This is a genomic window from Zoogloea sp. JDB1, from assembly GCF_056724025.1.
The window spans coordinates 5133492-5151929 of record NZ_CM161496.1 but is presented as its reverse complement, the minus strand read 5'-3'; the positions used below and the strand labels follow the sequence as shown (position 1 = coordinate 5151929).

Here is an 18438-nt window from a genome sequence, read left to right as displayed (position 1 = left end):
GGAGTATGACGACATGACGTATATCGGGTGGCTGGTGCGCGGTGTGGTGCTGGCCGTTGGGCTTGGCGGGGTGAATGCGCGTGCCGCCGAGTCGGTGCAGGGGATTCGTGGGGCGCTGGAGTCGGGGAATCTGGGGCTTGTCTCTGCCACCAGCTTCCGCCTGGCCTATGGGGGCTGTACGGAGTGTCCGACGATTCCGCAGGCGCTGTGGTATTTCCGGGATGACTGGATCGCGGTTCCCAAGGTCGATCCGGCCGGTTTCAGCCGGGGGCTTCCGGCGCTGCGCGATGTTGCGGAGTGGGCGGCGACAGCCAAGGGCGTGCCTTCGGGTGCCCTGCCGCCCCTGGCCTGGGTTGGGGCGCCTCTGCTCGCCGAAGCCTGGCGGCTGGCGGCGGATGGCTCGACGATCACGGGTCCGGCCGGTACGAGCCTGCCGTTTGCGGTGGAGCCCCGTCTCGCCAGCAACCAGTCCTATTACGATGTGCAAAGCGCGCGCTATTTCGCCGGGCGCGCGTTGTCCATGCGTGGGCACATGGACAACGGACGTTTCATTGCGCGCAGCTTGTGGCCGGACGACTTCCGGCTTGATGCGGCGTCAGTGCCGTTCAAGCCCTTGGCCGCGGATGAGACGCTCGACTCGCTGGTGCGGTCGGAGGATGGCGGTGCCCGTCAGCCTCTTGCCGCGCGTGTCCTGTGGCAGCGCGCGGAACCCGGTCCACAGGGGTGGAGCGGCAAGCCGGTGCTGGCGGTGATGCTCAATGGTGCCCAGGGCGACGACGACGAAGCGCACGGTGGCCATTTCGCGATTGCGACGGGACGTTTCGGGGACAAGGGGGAGTGGCGCGACTGGTTGGTGAACAATTTCTACAACCTGGATTCGGTCAGCGAGAAGGGCATCATCGCATCATCACTGCCGATGGATGCCTACATGGGCGATCTCAACAGCGGTCAGGCCTGGTATCGGCCGTCCTACATGCTGGTGGCGGTGTTGAAGCAGGACAGGGCGGCGGCCTTCTACCAGGGGGCGATCTCGCGGGTGCTCAACCACTTCTATCGCCACGATTTCATCTATCGCCACGCCACGGCCAACTGTGCGGGGATCAGCATCGATACCCTGCGCGCGTTGGGCTGGCAGGTTCCGAAGCAGGGGCCGACGAGCATGCTGAAAGCGATTGCGGGTCTACCGTACATGGCACTGAAGGACGGTAGCCTCGACAGCGGCCGCAAGGCCTTCGACTACATGTCCGCGGAGCGGACGGCCCTTTACCCCTTTGTGGCTTTCGAGGCCATTGGCCGCGACATTCTTGAGCGGCTCGTGGCCGGCAAGCAGTCCGGTTCCAGGCTGGAGGCGATGCTGGCGGAGGATATCGAGGCGCTGGTGTATGTGCGGATTCCCCAGTTCCCGTCGTCCCGCGCCTTCGGACAGGCACCGGTCGCGTCCATCGACGAGTACATGCAGCGTGCTCCGGCAGACCGGAAGGACTGGAAGATCATTCCCGTTCCGCCCCGGCCGTTCCCTGCCGAATTGAAGGACGGCGATGGCGGTGATGCGCCGCTGGAGGCGTCCAGTATTGCCTTGGCGGCCTACGGTGGCTTCTTCGGCGTGACGGCCGTTGGTTTGTGGCACAGGCGCAGCAAACGGCGGCGTGTCTGATCCAGATGCATAAACAAGAAACCCCGCGCTGGCGGGGCTTCTTGTTTGATTAGGTGGGCAGGGCGTTACACGTTGAACAGGAAGTTCAGTACGTCGCCATCCTTCACCACGTATTCCTTGCCTTCGGAGCGCATCTTGCCGGCTTCCTTGGCGCCCTGCTCGCCCTTGAAGGCGATGAAGTCTTCGTAGGAAATAGTCTGGGCACGGATGAACCCGCGTTCGAAGTCGGTGTGGATGACACCGGCCGCTTGCGGGGCGGTGTCGCCGACGTGGATGGTCCAGGCACGTACTTCCTTCACCCCGGCGGTGAAGTAGGTCTGCAGGCCAAGCAGGCTGTAGCCGGCGCGGATCAGACGGTTGAGGCCGGGTTCCTCAAGGCCCAGGTCGGCGAGGAAGGCCATCTTGTCTTCATCTTCCAGGTCGGCCAGTTCGGCTTCGATCTTGGCGCACAGGGCGACGACCGGGGCGCCTTCCTTGGCAGCGTGCTCGCGCAGGCGGTCGAGGTAGGGGTTGTTCTCGAAACCGTCTTCCATCACGTTGCCGACGTACATGGCGGGCTTGAGAGTCATGAGGCACAGGGGTTTGAGGAGCAGCTTCTCGTCGTCGCTGAGCTGCATGGTGCGTGCCGGCAGGCCTTCGTTGAGGTGGGGCAGCAGCTTCTCGAGCAAGGCGACGAGCTTCTGGGCCTCCTTGTCACCGGCGCGGGCTTTCTTGTTTTCACGGTGGATGGCCTTCTCGACGGCGGCCATGTCGGCCAGCGCGAGTTCGGTGACGATGGTTTCGATGTCAGCGATCGGGTTGACCTTGCCGTTCACATGGACGACGTTTTCATCGTCGAAGCAGCGCACGACATTGACGATGGCATCAGTCTCGCGGATGTTGGCGAGGAACTGGTTGCCGAGGCCTTCGCCCTTGGAGGCGCCGGCGACCAGGCCGGCGATGTCCACGAATTCAACAATGGCGGGCTGGACCTTCTGCGGCTTGACGATCTCGGACAGCGCATCGAGGCGCGGATCAGGCACTTCAACGATGCCCACGTTGGGCTCGATGGTACAGAAGGGGTAGTTCTCGGCGGCGATGCCGGCCTTGGTGAGGGCGTTGAAGAGGGTCGATTTGCCGACGTTGGGCAGGCCGACGATGCCGCATTGGAGAGCCATGGAAATCCTTTGAAAAACAGGGCACTTCGGAGCCAGAGCAGGCATCGTCGAAGTACGCGACCCGCGCCGGGGGCGAAACCGGGGCGGGGGTGGATTCAGGACAAGACAGCAGGACCGGGGCCGTGGCTCGACGATTCTGGGCTGCTTTGTTCCGAAAAATCAGCATTGTACCGCTGTTGCCCAGCCCCTTTCAAAAGCTGAGTGCGTCGGCCTAGGGCTTGCCGGCCGGTGCGGCGGAAAAGTGGGCGGGCTGTTCGCGGAGGCCGGCGGGCGTGATGAAGACTTCCATGTAGCCTGGCGCGGGGCGGGCCGGATCGAAGAAGGGGTTGGCATGTGCGCCGGAGGCCAGCGCGAAGCCGAAGCCGTGGAGTGTCAGTTGGCCCTTGTCGCCGGGGTGGACAAGGTTGTCGACGGCGTAGGGTTCGTTGCCGGGAATGGCTTGGCCGGTGGGGTAGAGCCCGGTGATTGGATCGCCGTTGCGCTCGCCGCTGATGCCGGTGACGCGATGGAAGCCGGCTGCGTCTGCCGTGTCGGTGGTGGTGAAGGTGCCGCTCGCGTGGATGCCCGGGCCTTCGTAGCGCCAGTGCCACAGGGTGTCGGCGTGGGCGAGGGGCGTCAGCAGGGCGCCGATGGCGACGAGAAGGGCGGTACGGCTTGAATGTGCCATGTCGTCGGACGTCTCCTGTGACATCCCCGGGCCGGTCTCTTGCGGGAGAGCCGGTTCCGGGGAAGGCATCGGCTACGTCAGGCCTTGCGGGTGGTGTGCAGCAGGCTGTCGAGAACGCCGATCATTTCGTCGATCTCGGCCGTGCTGACGGTCAGTGAGGGCATGAAGCGCAGCAGATTGGGGCGCGGCGAGTTGAGCAGCAGGCCCTTGGGCGAATGTTCGAGGGCGCTCTTCACCAGCGCCGGACCGCGTTCGTCGTCGAGGATCAGCGCGCGCAGCAGACCCTGGCCCCGTTCGCCGACGAGGCCGTGGCGGGCCACCAGATCGTTGAGGGCTGCAGCCAGGTAGCGGCCGGTTTCCTCGACCTTGTCCAGGAAGCCCGGGCTGGTCAGGCGGCGCATTACTGCTGCGCCGACCGCTGCCATCAGCGGGTTGCCGTTGTAGGTGCCGCCCTGGTCGCCGGGTTCGAAGCAGCACACTGCTTCACGGGCCAGCAGGGCCGACAGGGGCACGCCGCCGCCGATGCCTTTGCCGAGGGTCATGATGTCCGGCTCGATGCCGGCATGCTCATAGGCGAACAGGCGGCCGGTGCGGCCCATGCCCGTCTGCACTTCGTCGACGATCAACAGCAGGCCGTGCTCACGGGTGAGTTCGCGCAGGGCCTGCAGGAAATCCGGCTCGGCGGGGATCACGCCGCCTTCGCCCTGCACGGGTTCGAGCATCACCGCGACGGTTTTCGGGCCGATCAGGGCCTTCACCGATTCGAGGTCGTTGAGCTTGGCCTTCGGGAAGCCCGGCACCTGCGGGGCGAAAAGGGTGTCCCAGCCCGGCTTGCCGGAGGCCGACATGGTGGCCAGCGTGCGGCCGTGGAAGGCGTGTTCGAAGGTGATGATCTCGTAGGCGCCGTTGCGGTTGAGGCGGCCCCACTTGCGCGCCAGCTTGATGGCACCTTCATTGGCCTCGGCGCCGGTGTTGGCGAAGAACACCCGGTCGAAGACGGAATTGCGGGTCAGCAGGCCGGCCAGTTCGATGGCCGGGCCGTTGTAGAAGGCCGGGCTCGGGTTGATCAGCTGTGCGCCCTGGGTGGCGAGGGCTTCGCTGATTTCCGGCGGGCAGTGGCCCAGGCAGTTCACCGCCCAGCCCTGCACGAAGTCGAGATAGGCTTTGCCCTGTCCGTCGTACAGCCAGGAACCGCTGCCTCGGACGAAGACGAGCTCGGGCCGGTTTGTGATGTACATCAACGAATTGGCGTCGAATTCGCCGTATTGCATGGCGCTATCTCCTTGCGTAAAACGATAAATGTTAGCGCGAGGCGCGTCGTGATGCGACCTTTCACAGAAAATTCATGGGCGTGCCGGGCCGTCAGCGCACCAGCAGCAGGTAGACCAGCAATACGTTGAGCACCAGCGACGTGGCCGCCAGCAGCTTGAGGCCGAGTTGCGGGTCCCGTTCCATCAGCGGGGACTTGCGTGGCACCACCAGCGGACGGCGAGCACCCCGTTCGAGGGCCAGCAGGAATTCCTCGGCGGTCTCGAAGCGCGCCTTGGGTTCGCGGGCGACGGCCTTCAGCAGCACCGCTTCGAGCCAGTCGGGGATGTCCGGGCGATAGCGGGTCGGTGGCACCGGATCGCCAAACTTCGGGTTCTGGAAAGGCTCGATCTCGCCGTAGGGATACTTGCGGGTGAGGAGTTGGTAGAGCGTCACGCCGACAGCGTAGAGATCGGTCTGCTCGCTGGCGGCCACATTCTTGCCACCGTAGAGCTCAGGCGCCATGTAGCTGGGCGTACCGGGATTGTTGATCTCCTCGAACTTCTGCCCCTGCTGGGTGGCGTCGGAAGCGGCAACGCCCAGGTCGAGGATGCGCAGGCGGCCTTCGGCGTCCAGGTGCAGGTTGTCCGGCTTGATGTCCCGGTGCACGATGGACAGCCGGTGCAGGCTGGCCACGCCTTTCAGGATGCGCTCGCCGAGGTCCACCACCTCGCCGGTGCCGAAGCGGTGGCCGCTGTCCAGCCGGGCCTTGAGGGTGGCGCCTTCGTGCCAGCTCATCAGGTAGTACAGGTGGTTGCGCTGCGGGTAGGGGATGACCTGCGGAAACCAGCTGTCGTTGATCCGCCGGGCCAGCCATTCCTCGTGGGCGAGGGCGGCTGCGGCTTCCGGGTCGTCGTGTTCCGGGCGCAGGGTCTTGAGCACGCGGGGCTGGCCTTGCTCGTCGCTGACCCGGTACAGCAGCGTAGCGATGGATTCGTGCAGCAATGTGTCCACGGTCAGTCCGTCAAGGGTCTGGCCGATCTTCAGGCGCGGCGGCAATGGCAGGTTCTGCAGGCGGGCGATGTTGTCGCGCAGCTTATCGGCCGGCAGCGCCTCCACGCGCAGCACCAGCGCCGTGCAGTTGTCCTGGCTGCCACCGTCTTCGGCGCCCATCGCGAGGCGTGCGGCGGCGTCCTGCGGGTCCTGCTCGGTGCGCAGGATGTCGCCGATCTTGCGGTCGCCGAGTTGGCCCCACACGCCGTCGCTCATCAGTGCGAAGACATCGCCGGCCTCCAGCTCGCCGTCGGCGTAATCCACCGACAGGTGGGCGTCGAGGCCGACCGCGCGGGACAGCACGTTCTTGAGTTCCGGGTGCTCCCACACGTGGTCGGTGGACAGCTGCTCCAGCCTGCCGGCGCGCAGCCGGTAGATCCGCGAGTCGCCCACGTGGGCCAGGTAGTAGCGGCGCCCACGCAGCACCACGGCGGACAGCGTGGTGGCCATGCCGGCCGTTTCCCGCGTGCGTGCCGCATGGGAGATCAGCCAGCGGTTGAGGGACGCCAGCACCGTGTCGAGGGACTTGTTGACGGCCCAGGTGTCGGGCGTTGCGTAGTAGTCAGAGAGCAGGCCGCGGACGGTGTACTCCGAGGCTTCGCGGCCGTTGGCGTGGCCGCCGACCCCGTCTGCCACCACCGCCAGAATGCCCTTGGCATCGAGCTCCGGGCCTTCCGGCGTGACGGCGCCGCAGAAGTCCTCATTGCGCGGTCGCGGGCCGGTGAGGGATGAATAGCCGAGGATGGCGTGGAGTCGGGGCGCGGTCATGGGCGTCAGAAACGGCACGGATCAGAAGCGGGGAGTATGCCCCGGTTCCGATCCGTTCAAGAGTGTGAAGGGTGAGAAGCCTAGATCTTGGCGCTGGTCAGGTGCGGGGCGCCCCAGGTGGTGCGCCAGCGGCCCTTGACGGCAGTGAGGCCGCCCAGCGCGACGAGGGCCAGGCACGCGAAGATCAGGAAGCCGGCCTGGTAGCTGCCGGTGACTTCCTTGCTGTAGCCGAGGCTGAGCGCGAGGTAGAAGCCGCCGACGCCACCGGCCATGCCGACCAGGCCGGTCATCACGCCGATTTCCTTGCGGAAGCGCTGGGGCACCAGCTGGAACACCGCGCCATTGCCCATGCCGAGGGCCAGCATGGCGCAGACGAAGACCGCCAGAGCCATCCATGCGGCCGGCAGGCCGAAGCTGATGATGGCCAGGAAGGTGGCGGCCAGGGCATACATGGCGGTGAGCATCTTGATGCCACCGATGCGGTCGGCCACGTTGCCGCCGATCGGGCGCACCAGGCTGCCGGCGAACACGCAGGCGGCGGTGAAGAAGCCGGCCATCTTCGGGTCGAGCCCGTACTGGGTGTTGAAGTAGATGGTCAGGGACGAGGCCAGGCCGACGAAGCCGCCGAAGGTCACCGAGTAGAAGAACATGAACCACCAGGCGTCCTTGTCCTTGAGCACCTTCAGGTATTCGGCGAAGGACTTGGCCGGCGGGCACTCCGGGGCGTCCTTGGCCAGCACCAGATAAAGCACGAAGACGATGGACAGCGGGATCAGCGCCAGGCCGAACACATTGGTCCAGCCGTAGGCGGCGGCCAGGCCGGGCCCGAACAGGGCGGCCATGGCGGTGCCCGAGTTGCCGGCGCCGGCAATGCCCAGTGCGGTGCCCTGATGCTCTGGCGGATACCAGCGGGAGGCCAGCGGCAGCGCGACGGCGAAGGAGGCTCCGGCGACGCCGAGGAAGAGACCCAGCACCAGGGTCTCTTCATAGCTGTGGATGCCGAAGTGCCAGGCGAAGGCCAGCGCGCAGAGTACGACGACCTGGCCAATGGCACCAGCCATCTTGGGTTTCAGGTGATCCACCAGTACGCCCATCACCAGGCGCAACAAGGCGCCGGCGAGTACCGGCGTGGCCACCATCAGGCCCTTCTGGGCATGGGTCAGGCCGAGGTCCTTGGCGATCTGCACGCCCAGTGGGCCGAGCAGCACCCACACCATGAAGGCGAGGTCGAAGTAGAGGAAAGCCGCCAGCAGGGTGGGGGTGTGGCCGGCTTTCAGGAAGGATTTACGGTCCATTTCAGACTCCTGGGTACGAGTGGGGCCTGGCGGCGCCTGTCGAGGCGCTGCCTTGGGCAGTTTTGAATATCGGAAAGGGTTAAAGGGGCTCACGCGACGGGGGCGGTGGGGGAGACTGCTTGCGCAGGACACCGCCCCCGCGCGTGAAACCTTTACAAGGAGAGGAAGACCTCTCCGTTTTCGACCTTGACCGGGAAGGGCTTCACGCAGCCCACGTCCGGTGGTACGACCTGGCCGTCGTCGAGCTGGATCTTCCAGCTGTGCAGCGGGCAGGTGACCGTAGCGCCATGCACCAGTCCCTGGGACAAGGGGCCGCCCTTGTGGGGGCAGCGGTCGCGTACCGCAAAGACCTGGTCGGCCGAGTTGCGGAACAGCGCGATGCGGCCTTCGTCCTCGCTATGCACCACGCGGGAGCCCAGTGCCGGCACGTCGCTGACGGCGCAGATTCGTTTCCATTCGCTCATTTGCGGGCTCCTCAAACCTTGATGATCTCGAATTGACGTCGGTGGATGCCGCCGCTCTTGTCTTCGAAGATCTCGGCCCACGGGTCTTTGTAGTTCTGCAGTGCGAAGAGGAGCTTTTCGTAGAGCGCCTTGCGGTTGGCCTCGTCCTCGAGGACCCGTTTCTTGATGTGCTCCATGCCGACCCGCTCCAGGTAATGGCAGGTGCGTTCCAGGTAGAAGCCTTCTTCCCGGTAGAGCTGGATGAAGGCGCCGCCGTATTCCATGACCTCGGCGTCGTCCTTCACCTTGCAGAAGAACTGCGCCACTTCGGTCTTGATGCCGCCGTTGCCGCCGATGTATAGCTCGTAGCCGGAATCGACGCCGATCACGCCCACGTCCTTGATGCCCGACTCGGCGCAGTTGCGCGGGCAACCGGACACCGCCAGCTTGACCTTGTGGGGGCTCCACATGCCGAATAGCATCTTCTCCAGCTTGACCCCGAGGTCCATCGAGCGCTGGGTGCCGAAGCGGCAGTGCTCGGCACCGACGCAGGTCTTCACTGTGCGCAGACTCTTGCCGTAGGCGTGGCCGGAACACATGCCGGCCTTGGCGAAGTCCTCCCACATGGCGGGCAGGTCTTCCTTCTTCACGCCGAGCAGGTCGATGCGCTGGCCGCCGGTCACCTTGACGGTCGGCACCTTGTACTTCTCGGCGGCGTCGGCAATGGCGCGCAGCTCGTCGGGGGTGGTCAGGCCGCCCCACATGCGCGGCACCACCGAGTAGGTGCCGTCCTTCTGGATGTTGGCGTGGGCCCGCTCGTTGATGAAGCGGCTCTGCGGATCGTCGATGGCCTCGTGGGGCCAGGTGGACAGGCTGTAGTAGTTGAGGGCCGGGCGGCAGGTGGCGCAGCCGTTGGGCGTCTTCCAGGCCAGGAACTTCTGCGTGTCGGCCACCGACAGCAGCTTGTTGTCCCGGATGGCCTTGCGAACTTCGCCGTGGGAATGGTCGGTACAGCCGCACACCGCCTTGTTGTTGGAGTCGGCCGGCTGGTAGGCGCCGCCGATTGTCGAGGCGAGGATCTGCTCGACCAGGCCGGTACAGGAGCCGCAGGAGCTGGAGGCCTTGGTGTGTTTGCGTACGTCTTCCAGCGTGAAGAGGCCTTGCTCCTTGATGGCCTTGACGATGGTGCCCTTGCAGACGCCGTTGCAGCCGCACACCTCGGCGTTGTCGGGCATGCTGGCGGCCAGGCTGTTGCCTTTGTGGCCGACGTCGCCCAGGTGGGAATTGCCGAACACCAGGTTGTCGCGGATGTCGTGGATGTCCTGCTCGTCCTTCAGCAGCTGGAAGTACCAGGCGCCGTCCTTGGTGTCGCCATACAGCACGGCTCCGACCAGCTTGTCGTCCTTGAGCACCAGGCGCTTGTAGACCCCCATGCCGGGGTCGTGGAGGACGATGTCCTCGGTGCCTTCGGCGCCCGAGAAGTCGCCGGCGGAGAACACGTCGATGCCGGTGACCTTCAGCTTGGTGCTGGTCACCGAGCCCTGGTAGCGGCCGATGCCGTACATGGCGAGGTGATTGGCGGCAACCTTGGCCTGCTCGAACAGCGGTGCCACCAGACCGTAGGCGGTGCCCCGGTGGTTGGCGCATTCGCCGACGGCGTAGATGCGCGGGTCGTAGGTCTGCAGCGTGTCGTTGACGACAATGCCGCGGTTGCAGTGGATACCGGCCTTCTCGGCGAGCTCGACGTTGGGGCGGATGCCGGCGGCAATGCAGACGAGGTCGGCGGGGAGGCTGTCGCCGTCCTTGAACTTGATCGCGCAGACGCGGCCGGATTCGCCCTGTACCAGCTCGGCGGTCTGGGCGTTGAGCTTGAACTTCATGCCCTTGGCTTCGAGGGCGGCCTGCAGCATCTTGCCGGCGGTGCGGTCGAGCTGGCGCTCCATGATCCAGTCTGAGAGATGTACCACGGTCACGTCCATGCCACGCAGGGCCAGGCCGTTGGCGGCCTCCAGGCCCAGCAGGCCGGCGCCGACGACCACCGCGTGCTGGTACTTGGCCGCCGCGTCGATCATCTCGTCGGTGTCCTTGATGTCCCGGTAGGAGATCACGCCGGGCAGCTCCTTGCCCGGAATCGGCGGCATGAAGGGGGTGGAGCCGGTGGCGAGCAGCAGGCGGTCGTAATCGACTGTGATCGGCTGGCCGTCCTTGTCGGTGGCGACGATGGAGCGGTTGCGGCGGTCGATCTCGGTGACGCGAGCCCCGAGGTGCAGCGTGATGTCGTTATCCGCGTACCACTGGAGGTCGTTGAGGATGATGTCCTGGATGGTCATCTCGCCGGCGAGCACCGGGGAGAGCAGGATGCGGTTGTAGTTGGGGTGCGGTTCGGCACCGAAGACCGTAATGTCGTACATGTCCGGGGCGATCTTCCGCAGCTCTTCCAGCGTGCGGACGCCTGCCATCCCATTGCCGACCATGACCAGTTTCTGTTTGCGCATGATTCCTCCGACATTGATTCTCCCCGGACCGGACGCACAGGACCGATGCGGGCGGGTAAGCCTTGAGCAGGAGAGAGATCGTCGTTGATCGCGGCGGGGCCGTCGTTGGCCGGACCGCGTCGCCAGCCTCGGAGGGCGGCGCGCAAGCACCTGGATTCAGGTAGTGCGCAGTGCGGCAACGTCTTTATTGCCTCATGCGCACATTTGTCGGATGGCTATTAGCAATGGCCGTGCCACTGCGCCCAGATCAGGTAAATACTGGGGAGAAACGGGGGCGGGGTGTGCGGGAGGGGCGCGATGCGCACTTGGCTGGTGCGCATCGCCCTGCGCTGGGGCGCAGGATCAGGCGATCGACTTGCGGTGCAGCAGCAGATGCACGGCGAGGCTGAGCAGGATGGTGGTGAAGGCCAGGAAGGACCAGTTGGCGATGGACAGGCCGAGGAAGGTCCAGTCCACGACCGAACAGTCGCCGGCGCCGCGGAAGATCATCGGCAGCGCGGAGGACAGCGGGAAGCTCTCCAGCATGTATTCCAGACCGGGGCCGCATTCGGAGACCGTCGGCGGATACCACTGGATCCACGATTGGCGCGCCGCTACGCCGGCACCGGCGAGGGCGGCCACGGCGAGCAGGGCCGACCAAACGTAGCGCCCTTTGGTGGCCGGGTTGTGCAGACCGGCACCCAGGCCGATCAGGCCGCAGGCCAGCAGCGCGTAACGCTGCATGATGCACATCGGGCAGGGTTCGATGCCCTTCACGTGCTGGAGGTAGAGGCCGAAGGCGAGCAGGCTGCTGCAGACGACAAAGAGGGCGAGGGCGAGGGGGCGGGTTTGGTGGGTGGGCATGGATAGCAAACGGAAAACCGGGGCCAGGGGCAGATGAAGAGTGCCCGCCGTGCCCCGGAGTTCCGCAAAGGTGGTGTGTTTTACTTGCTCTTGATCATCGTACCGACGCCATGGTCGGTGAGAATCTCCAGCAGCAGACAGTGTTCGACGCGGCCGTCGATGATGTGCACACTCTTCACGCCGTTGCGGGCGGCGTCGAGGGCAGAGCCGATCTTCGGCAGCATGCCGCCGGACAGGGTGCCGTCGGCCACCAGTTCGTCGATCTGACGCGGGGTCAGGCCGGTCAGCAGCTTGCCGTCCTTGTCAAGTACCCCCGGGGTGTTGGTCAGCAGCACCAGCTTCTCGGCCTTCAGCACTTCGGACAGCTTGCCGGCTACCACGTCAGCGTTGATGTTGTAGCTCTCGCCGTCAGGGCCTACACCGATCGGCGCGATGACAGGGATGAAGTCGCCCTTGTCGAGGAAGGAGATCAGGCTCGGATCGATCTGGGTGATGTCGCCGACCTGGCCGATGTCGATCAGATCGCCCGGCGCGTCCTTGTTTTCCATCATCAGCTTCTTGGCGCGGATGAAGTTGGAGTCCTTGCCGGTCACGCCCACGGCCTTGCCGCCAGCCTGGTTGATCAGATTGACGATCTCCTTGTTCACCTGGCCGCCCAGCACCATCTCCACGACTTCCATGGTCTCGGCGTCGGTGACGCGCATGCCCTGCACGAACTCGCCCTTCTTGCCGACGCGGGACAGCATGTTCTCGATCTGCGGACCGCCGCCGTGCACCACCACCGGGTTGAAGCCGACCAGCTTGAGGAGCACCACGTCGTGGGCGAAACAGGCCTTCAGGTGCGGGTCGGTCATCGCGTTGCCGCCGTACTTGATGACCAGCGTCTTGTCCTGGAAGCGGCGGATGTAGGGCAGGGCTTCGGCGATGATGGCGGCTTTCTGGGCCGGGGTCAGGTCGGAGGTGTCGATGGGAGCGGTCATGATGTGTTGCAGCGCAGGGTTGTTTTGGTGTGCTCGCGATTGTAATGAGCCGGCACTCAAACAAAAAGCACGAAGATTGAAACAAAAAGCGGGAAGATCGCTCTTCCCGCCTTGGTGTTCGCTGGATGCCGCCGCCGATGCATGCTATTCAATGACGAGGCGTTTGCTTTGGGCCGGAGCCTTCTTCGGCAGTGTCAGCTCAAGGACGCCATCGCTGAACTTGGCCGAAGCTTTGGCCTCATCAACATCGGCGCCGAGTTGGAAGCTGCGCGACACCTCGCCGAAGTAGCGCTCGGTGCGCAGTACCCGTTCGCCTTCCTTCACTTCCTTCTCCTGCTTGCGTTCGGCGCTGATCGACACGACAGGACCGTCGATGTGTACGTGAATGTCCTCTTTCTTGATGCCCGGCAGTTCAGCATGCACCTGGTAGGCATCGTTGGCCTCCTTCACGTCCACGCGCATTTGCGGCGCCTCGACGGGGGCTCCAGCATATTCGACCGGGCGCACGAAAAAGCCGCGGAACAGATCGTCAAGAGGGTCACGGCGAGTGATGTTGCTCATGTGTCGTCTCCTTGCTCTGGTTGGCTTACCCGAGGGCTGACGGCCCTCCCTGATTGTTATATAGGGAGGGGCTTGGCCCGGTTCAAGGCGTGGCGATGGTGATCCGCGCTAGACTTGAGATGGATCAAACGGAGCAAAACGATGGAGCAGAACAAGAACGTACCGACCACCAATGTGTGCCCGGCCTGCGGGGCGGCCTTCACCTGCGGGATGAATGCCGGCCTGCTGGAATGCTGGTGTGCGGATTTTCCGCCGCTGCTGGATGTGCCAGCGATCCCGGCTGGTGATGTCGGCGCCTGCTATTGCCCGGACTGTCTCAAGCGCCGGATAGCGGAGGCTGCAGGGCGCCGTTGAGACGGCATTCCAACAGGCGGATGGCGTCCCGGTTGGTCCAGGAGAAGACCTTGTCTGCGGCGGGTTGCCATGGGAGCCACACGGCTGAGGTATGCTCGTCGGCAGCCAGTTGTACGGGAATGCGCTCTGGCACGCACAGGCTGAAGACGTGTTCGGTGTTGTGGGTCACGCCTGGCGCATAGCGGCCGCGCCAGCGCGGCAGGATCACGAAGTGGTTGGACAGACGCCAGTCCACCAGCGCGTCGGGCGATGCCTGGATGCCGGTCTCCTCGGCGACTTCCCGCAGCGCGGTGACGGTCAGGTTCTCGTCGTCTTCGCGGCTGCCGGTTACCGATTGCCACAGGCCATTGCCGCCGGCCCGTTCCAGCAGCAAAACATCCAGACCTGGCGTGTGGATCACGACCAGCACCGAGACAGGCTGCTTGTATTCGCTCATTCCAGGTTGCGCAACCAAGCGATGCCGTCGGCGGTGATGCCGACCAGGGTCCAGAAGGGCACGCCGTCCTCCCGCCAGGCGTCGGAGGCTTCCTGCAGGATCGTCAGGGCTGTGCCGAAATCGGCCGGGTTGGCGGCGGCAAAGGCATCCGCATGGTCGAGGACCAGCACGTAGCCGTCCGCCTCCATCCAGGACATGTCGTTCAGGCAGTCTGCGAGCGCGTCCCAGTTGTGTCCGTACCAGTCGGGAAAGTCCAGGGCCTCGCCGATGGCTGTCAGGAAGCCTTTCTTGTCGGTGGTACGGGCGAGATCGAGCCGGAACAGCGCATAGCCCAGGCTTTCGGCGGCTTCCTCAAGGGCCAGATCGGTTGCGTGGGGCAGGTGATAGATGCCGGAACGTTCGGCCCGGGGGAGCAAGGTGTGAAAGGCAGGGGCGTTCATGTTCAATCCTGGATCCGCCGGAAGCTGCGGTAGTGATCGTCGGTGTAGTAGAACACTGCTGGGGGGCGGCCACCGCTGATAATGCGCCGGGTGCCGCGGTCGCGGGAGCCCGGAGTGGTGACGGTGTATTCCCGGTAGAAGCCGTTCGGGGCATCAGGCAAGCGGCCTTCGCGGTTCTGGAACGTGACGCCGTCACGCCGGTAGGGGTAGGGGCCGCCTTGGCGGATCAAGGCCAGGGTGTCGCGGGCTTCGGGTGGCAGCGAAGCGGCCGAAAGGGTGGCCGGCTCGCGGCGCAGCCAGTCGGGCAGGTCGCGGGCCTGGGCGGTGAAGCCGACGCAGAGAAGGACGACGACGAGCAGTCGGAAAAGTACGGACATGACGGGCCGGAAGCGCGGGTGACGCCGCCAGTGTAGCAGCGGCGCCTCAGGACGAGGGGCGGATGCCGTACTTCTTCAGCAGGTTGTAATAGTAGGTGGTGAGTGCGGGCAGGCGTGAGTTGCCTGGGTCGAGCTGGCGCGCGCGCTCCATCAGTCCGCGGGCCTGTTCTGCGAAGCGTTCGTTCCAGCCACAGTTCTCCACGTACTTGAGCAGAGCCAGAGTGGCATTGAACAGTACATGGATGTTGGTCGGCATCTTGCGGACGGCGCTGAGCATGAACTGCACTGCGCCTTCGTAGTCGCCGCTCTGGGCCTTGCGGGCACCTTCGGCCACCAGATCCTTGACCTCGCCTTGCGTGCGCGACAGCAACTGTTCGCACAGTTCGCCCTTGCCTGCCTCGCGCAGGATACGCTTGGTGCTTTCCAGCGCCCGGTCATCGGCGGCGTTGCGCATCAAGTCTAGGACGACTTCCGTGCCATGCTCCTCCATGTTGGAGGCAAAACACGCACGGGCGAGCTCCTTCTTGAGACCCAGCGACAGGCCGGCTCCGGCATTGCCCCCTTCACTGGCAAGAGCCTTGATCGCTTCCCCCGCTTTGGCGGTGTCACCTTTCTTCAAGTGCACAAGGGCGCTCGATAGGGATGAGCAGCTGCGGGTCTTGTCGAGCCCCAGCATGGAGCGCTCCAGATCCCGGATGGTGGCTTCCGCCTGGCTGGTGTCGCCCTTGCCGAGCTGCGCCTGGATCAAGCGGACGTGGTCTTCCGGATCGCGAAAGTCGGAGTACTTGCCTTTGCGCACGACTTCGGTGAGGACTTTCTCTGCGGTTTCGTGGTCACCCGTCTCGATGGCCAGTTCGCCCAAGCGACGCAGGCGGCCGACCCGGTGGGGCGACAGGCTGGTCGCGGTGACCAGTACATTGCGGGCGCCCTGGAGTTCCCCGGCGGCTTCACGGGTACGCGCCAGCCAGTCATAGGCATCGAGAAACATGTCGTTCTCGGTAACCAGGCCTTGCAGGATCTCTTCCGCATCCCCGTAGTGGTGCTGTAGGTAGAGTGCTTTGGCAAGACCCAGTCTAGCCCAGGGGATGCTTCGATTGGATAGAACTTTGTCATACAGCGTGAAGGCCTCGTCACCGTTGCCGCTGGCGATATGGAGTTCCGCCCGCAGGCGCATGAAATCGATGGCCCACTGGGGGTGACTCTCCTCCCCGGCGGTGCAGGCGGCGATCGCATCGGGTGCGTTGCCCAGCTCGATCAGACGGTAGACCGGCATGAAGGCCGAGCGCTTTTCCAGGGCGCGCTCGATGCGGTCGTGCAGGGTATCGGCGGCGAAGGGCTTGAGGATGTAGTCGTTGGGCGCCAGTTCGGCTGCGCTGATGACCCGCTCGTACTGACGTTCGCCGGTGACCATCAGGAACAGGGTGGTCAGCGGGATGATATTGTGATGACGCAGGTCTTCCAGCAGATGCTGCCCGTCCTGGCCATCACCGAGGTGGTATTCGCAAAGGATCAGGTCGAAACGCGATTCCCGCAGCTTGCGGACGGCAACGCCAGCCGTGACGGCGAACTGAACCTTGTTGATGCCGCTCATGTTGAGCATGTTGCGGAGCTGGGTCCGCATACTCGGATTGGCTTCAACGACGAGGGCGGAAATGCTGTTGAGGTCGATCACGGCGGCTCGGCGAATATCTGGTATGAAATTAAGCAACGGCCGCATTGCGCCATTCTTGAGCCCGGAGTGGGGACGAATGGTGTCGGACGGAACGGGGGGAGACTGCCGATGTAGAAAAAGGGCGAACAGCCGTAAGCCGCCCGCCCTTTTGCATGGACTATCCCGCCGCTCAGGCCGCCGGGGTTTCCGCAGCCTTGTTGCGCAGACGGATGTGCAGCTCACGCAGTTGCTTCTCGTCCACCGGCGACGGGGCGTTGGTGAGCAGGCACTGGGCGCGCTGGGTCTTCGGGAAGGCGATCACGTCACGGATCGACTCGGCACCGGTCATCATCGTGACGATGCGGTCGAGGCCGAAGGCCAGACCACCGTGCGGGGGCGCGCCGTACTTGAGGGCGTCGAGCAGGAAGCCGAACTTGGCCTGCTGTTCTTCCGGCCCGATGTTGAGGGCGGAGAAAACCTGCTCCTGCACCTCGGCACGGTGGATACGCACCGAGCCACCGCCGATTTCCCAGCCGTTGAGGGCTAGGTCGTAGGCCTTGGCCAGGCACTTGCCGGGATCGCTGGTGAGCAACTCCAGGTGCTCGTCCTTCGGGCTGGTGAAGGGGTGGTGGCAGGCGGTCCAGCGCTTGTCTTCGTCGTCGTACTCGAACATCGGGAAGTCCACGACCCACAGGGGTTCCCAGGCCTTGCCGTTGACGTAGCCCTTCTCGTGGCCGAGCTTGATGCGCAGTGCGCCGAGGGCGTCGTTGACGACCTTGGTCTTGTCGGCACCGAAGAAGATCAGGTCGCCGGACTGGGCGCCAGTGCGCTCGAGGATGGTGCGCAGCGCGGTTTCGTTGAGGTTCTTGACGATGGGAGACTGCAGGCCGGCTTCGTTCGGCTGGGTGACGTCATTGACCTTGATGTAGGCCAGGCCCTTGGCGCCGTAGATGCCGACGAACTTGGTGTATTCGTCGATCTCGCCGCGGGACAGGCTGGCGCCGCCCGGTACGCGGATCGCCGCGACGCGGCCGCCGGAGTTGGCCGGACCGGAGAAGACCTTGAAGGCCACGTCCTTCACCGCGTCGGTGACGTCGGTCAGTTCGAGGGTCACGCGCAGGTCGGGTTTGTCGGAACCGAAGCGATCCATGGCTTCTGCGTAGGTCATACGCGGGAAGGGGTTGGGCAGCTCGACGGACAGCACTTCCTTGAAGATCGTGCGGATCATCTCTTCCATCATGGCCGTGATCTCGGCTTCGGTCAGGAAGGAGGTCTCGATATCGACCTGGGTGAATTCAGGCTGGCGGTCGGCACGCAGGTCTTCGTCACGGAAACATTTCACGATCTGGTAGTAACGGTCGTAACCGGCAACCATCAGCATCTGCTTGAAGAGCTGCGGGGACTGGGGCAGCGCGAAGAACTGGCCATCGTGCACGCGGGACGGCACCAGATAGTCGCGGGCACCTTCCGGGGTGCTCTTGGTGAGCATCGGCGTTTCGATGTCGATGAAGCCCTTGGCGTCGAGGAAGCGGCGGAAGGCCATGGCCGTGCGGTAGCGCAGCATCATGTTCTTCTGCATCTGCGGACGGCGCAGGTCGATGACTCGGTGGGTCAGGCGGGTCGTCTCGGAGAGGTTTTCCTCATCGAGTTGGAACGGGGGCGTGGCGGAGACGTTGAGGATCTCGATCTCATGGCACAGCACTTCGATCTCGCCCGAGACAAGACCGGTATTTTCGGTGCCAGCCGGACGGCGGCGGACCTTGCCAGTGATCTGCAGGACGAACTCGTTGCGGACCGATTCGGCCACCTTGAACGTCTCGGCACGGTCCGGATCGCAGACGACCTGCACGAGACCTTCGCGGTCGCGCAGGTCGATGAAGATCACGCCACCATGGTCGCGGCGACGATGGACCCAGCCACTGAGGGTAACGATTTGGTCGAGGTAGGCGGCGGAAACGAGGCCGCAGTATTGAGTTCGCATGGTGGGATCAGTATTCCTGGAAAAAGCGGAACGCG

General features: G+C 64.7%; 17 protein-coding genes. 2 read left to right on the top strand and 15 right to left on the bottom strand.

Going from position 1 to position 18438, the window contains the following annotated elements; all coding sequences use genetic code 11:
• The first annotated feature begins 13 nt into the window (after positions 1-13).
• A complete protein-coding gene (locus tag AC1PPK_RS23440; RefSeq protein ID WP_481115394.1) occupies positions 14-1654 on the top strand; it encodes a hypothetical protein in 1641 nt (546 codons plus the stop codon).
• Between the two features lie 65 nt (positions 1655-1719).
• On the opposite strand, the gene ychF is transcribed toward AC1PPK_RS23440, so the two are convergent.
• The 10 genes from ychF to AC1PPK_RS23390 all read right to left on the bottom strand — a co-directional run bounded on the left by ychF (position 1720) and on the right by AC1PPK_RS23390 (position 13164).
• Positions 1720-2811 (bottom strand): redox-regulated ATPase YchF, encoded by a 1092-nt coding sequence (gene ychF, locus AC1PPK_RS23435; protein WP_481115393.1) that lies wholly within the window; start codon positions 2809-2811, stop codon positions 1720-1722.
• Between the two features lie 211 nt (positions 2812-3022).
• Positions 3023-3478 carry a hypothetical protein gene (locus tag AC1PPK_RS23430; protein ID WP_481115392.1) on the bottom strand — a complete coding sequence of 152 codons (456 nt, stop codon included), beginning with the start codon at positions 3476-3478 and terminating at the stop codon, positions 3023-3025.
• A 77-nt stretch (positions 3479-3555) separates the two neighbouring features.
• Positions 3556-4749, bottom strand: a complete 1194-nt coding sequence (locus AC1PPK_RS23425; protein WP_481115391.1) for an acetylornithine transaminase — start codon at positions 4747-4749, stop codon at positions 3556-3558.
• Positions 4750-4840: 91 nt separating this feature from the next.
• Complete coding sequence (locus tag AC1PPK_RS23420) at positions 4841-6547, bottom strand: bifunctional protein-serine/threonine kinase/phosphatase (protein ID WP_481115390.1); 1707 nt, start codon at positions 6545-6547, stop codon at positions 4841-4843.
• 80 nt (positions 6548-6627) lie between these two features.
• Entirely contained in the window at positions 6628-7842 is a 1215-nt protein-coding gene (locus tag AC1PPK_RS23415) for a nitrate/nitrite transporter (protein ID WP_481115389.1), read from the bottom strand.
• A 152-nt stretch (positions 7843-7994) separates the two neighbouring features.
• Entirely contained in the window at positions 7995-8306 is a 312-nt protein-coding gene (gene nirD, locus AC1PPK_RS23410) for a nitrite reductase small subunit NirD (RefSeq protein WP_481115388.1), read from the bottom strand.
• 11 nt (positions 8307-8317) lie between these two features.
• Positions 8318-10780, bottom strand: coding sequence for a nitrite reductase large subunit NirB (nirB, locus tag AC1PPK_RS23405; RefSeq protein ID WP_481115387.1), 2463 nt, complete (start codon positions 10778-10780; stop codon positions 8318-8320).
• Positions 10781-11122: 342 nt separating this feature from the next.
• Positions 11123-11623 (bottom strand): disulfide bond formation protein B, encoded by a 501-nt coding sequence (locus tag AC1PPK_RS23400; protein WP_481115386.1) that lies wholly within the window; start codon positions 11621-11623, stop codon positions 11123-11125.
• 80 nt (positions 11624-11703) lie between these two features.
• Complete coding sequence (gene argB / locus AC1PPK_RS23395; protein WP_481115385.1) at positions 11704-12603, bottom strand: acetylglutamate kinase; 900 nt, start codon at positions 12601-12603, stop codon at positions 11704-11706.
• Between the two features lie 144 nt (positions 12604-12747).
• Entirely contained in the window at positions 12748-13164 is a 417-nt protein-coding gene (locus AC1PPK_RS23390) for an Hsp20/alpha crystallin family protein (RefSeq protein ID WP_481115384.1), read from the bottom strand.
• Positions 13165-13305: 141 nt separating this feature from the next.
• On the opposite strand from AC1PPK_RS23390, the gene AC1PPK_RS23385 reads away from it, so the two are divergent.
• Complete coding sequence (locus tag AC1PPK_RS23385) at positions 13306-13518, top strand: cysteine-rich CWC family protein (RefSeq protein WP_481115383.1); 213 nt, start codon at positions 13306-13308, stop codon at positions 13516-13518.
• Here the strand turns inward: AC1PPK_RS23385 and nudB are convergent.
• From nudB to aspS, 5 genes are all read right to left on the bottom strand, one after another.
• Positions 13481-13954 carry a dihydroneopterin triphosphate diphosphatase gene (gene nudB / locus AC1PPK_RS23380; protein ID WP_481115382.1) on the bottom strand — a complete coding sequence of 158 codons (474 nt, stop codon included), beginning with the start codon at positions 13952-13954 and terminating at the stop codon, positions 13481-13483. The genes AC1PPK_RS23385 and nudB overlap by 38 nt on opposite strands.
• Positions 13951-14394, bottom strand: a complete 444-nt coding sequence (locus AC1PPK_RS23375) for a barstar family protein (RefSeq protein WP_481115381.1) — start codon at positions 14392-14394, stop codon at positions 13951-13953. Before AC1PPK_RS23375 ends, nudB begins: the two co-directional genes overlap by 4 nt.
• A 2-nt stretch (positions 14395-14396) precedes the next feature.
• On the bottom strand, positions 14397-14771 hold the full coding sequence (locus AC1PPK_RS23370; protein WP_481115380.1) for a guanyl-specific ribonuclease: 375 nt from the start codon (positions 14769-14771) through the stop codon (positions 14397-14399).
• 46 nt (positions 14772-14817) lie between these two features.
• Complete coding sequence (locus AC1PPK_RS23365) at positions 14818-16443, bottom strand: response regulator (RefSeq protein ID WP_481115379.1); 1626 nt, start codon at positions 16441-16443, stop codon at positions 14818-14820.
• Positions 16444-16612: 169 nt separating this feature from the next.
• A complete protein-coding gene (gene aspS / locus AC1PPK_RS23360) occupies positions 16613-18403 on the bottom strand; it encodes an aspartate--tRNA ligase (protein WP_481115378.1) in 1791 nt (596 codons plus the stop codon).
• Positions 18404-18438 lie beyond the last annotated feature (35 nt).

Coding starts and splice junctions, on each gene's coding strand:
- AC1PPK_RS23440 (WP_481115394.1), top strand. CDS start 14: ATGACGTATATCGGGTGGCTGGTGCGCGGTGTGGTGCTGGCCGTTGGG.
- ychF (WP_481115393.1), bottom strand. CDS start 2,811: ATGGCTCTCCAATGCGGCATCGTCGGCCTGCCCAACGTCGGCAAATCG.
- AC1PPK_RS23430 (WP_481115392.1), bottom strand. CDS start 3,478: ATGGCACATTCAAGCCGTACCGCCCTTCTCGTCGCCATCGGCGCCCTG.
- AC1PPK_RS23425 (WP_481115391.1), bottom strand. CDS start 4,749: ATGCAATACGGCGAATTCGACGCCAATTCGTTGATGTACATCACAAAC.
- AC1PPK_RS23420 (WP_481115390.1), bottom strand. CDS start 6,547: ATGACCGCGCCCCGACTCCACGCCATCCTCGGCTATTCATCCCTCACC.
- AC1PPK_RS23415 (WP_481115389.1), bottom strand. CDS start 7,842: ATGGACCGTAAATCCTTCCTGAAAGCCGGCCACACCCCCACCCTGCTG.
- nirD (WP_481115388.1), bottom strand. CDS start 8,306: ATGAGCGAATGGAAACGAATCTGCGCCGTCAGCGACGTGCCGGCACTG.
- nirB (WP_481115387.1), bottom strand. CDS start 10,780: ATGCGCAAACAGAAACTGGTCATGGTCGGCAATGGGATGGCAGGCGTC.
- AC1PPK_RS23400 (WP_481115386.1), bottom strand. CDS start 11,623: ATGCCCACCCACCAAACCCGCCCCCTCGCCCTCGCCCTCTTTGTCGTC.
- argB (WP_481115385.1), bottom strand. CDS start 12,603: ATGACCGCTCCCATCGACACCTCCGACCTGACCCCGGCCCAGAAAGCC.
- AC1PPK_RS23390 (WP_481115384.1), bottom strand. CDS start 13,164: ATGAGCAACATCACTCGCCGTGACCCTCTTGACGATCTGTTCCGCGGC.
- AC1PPK_RS23385 (WP_481115383.1), top strand. CDS start 13,306: ATGGAGCAGAACAAGAACGTACCGACCACCAATGTGTGCCCGGCCTGC.
- nudB (WP_481115382.1), bottom strand. CDS start 13,954: ATGAGCGAATACAAGCAGCCTGTCTCGGTGCTGGTCGTGATCCACACG.
- AC1PPK_RS23375 (WP_481115381.1), bottom strand. CDS start 14,394: ATGAACGCCCCTGCCTTTCACACCTTGCTCCCCCGGGCCGAACGTTCC.
- AC1PPK_RS23370 (WP_481115380.1), bottom strand. CDS start 14,771: ATGTCCGTACTTTTCCGACTGCTCGTCGTCGTCCTTCTCTGCGTCGGC.
- aspS (WP_481115378.1), bottom strand. CDS start 18,403: ATGCGAACTCAATACTGCGGCCTCGTTTCCGCCGCCTACCTCGACCAA.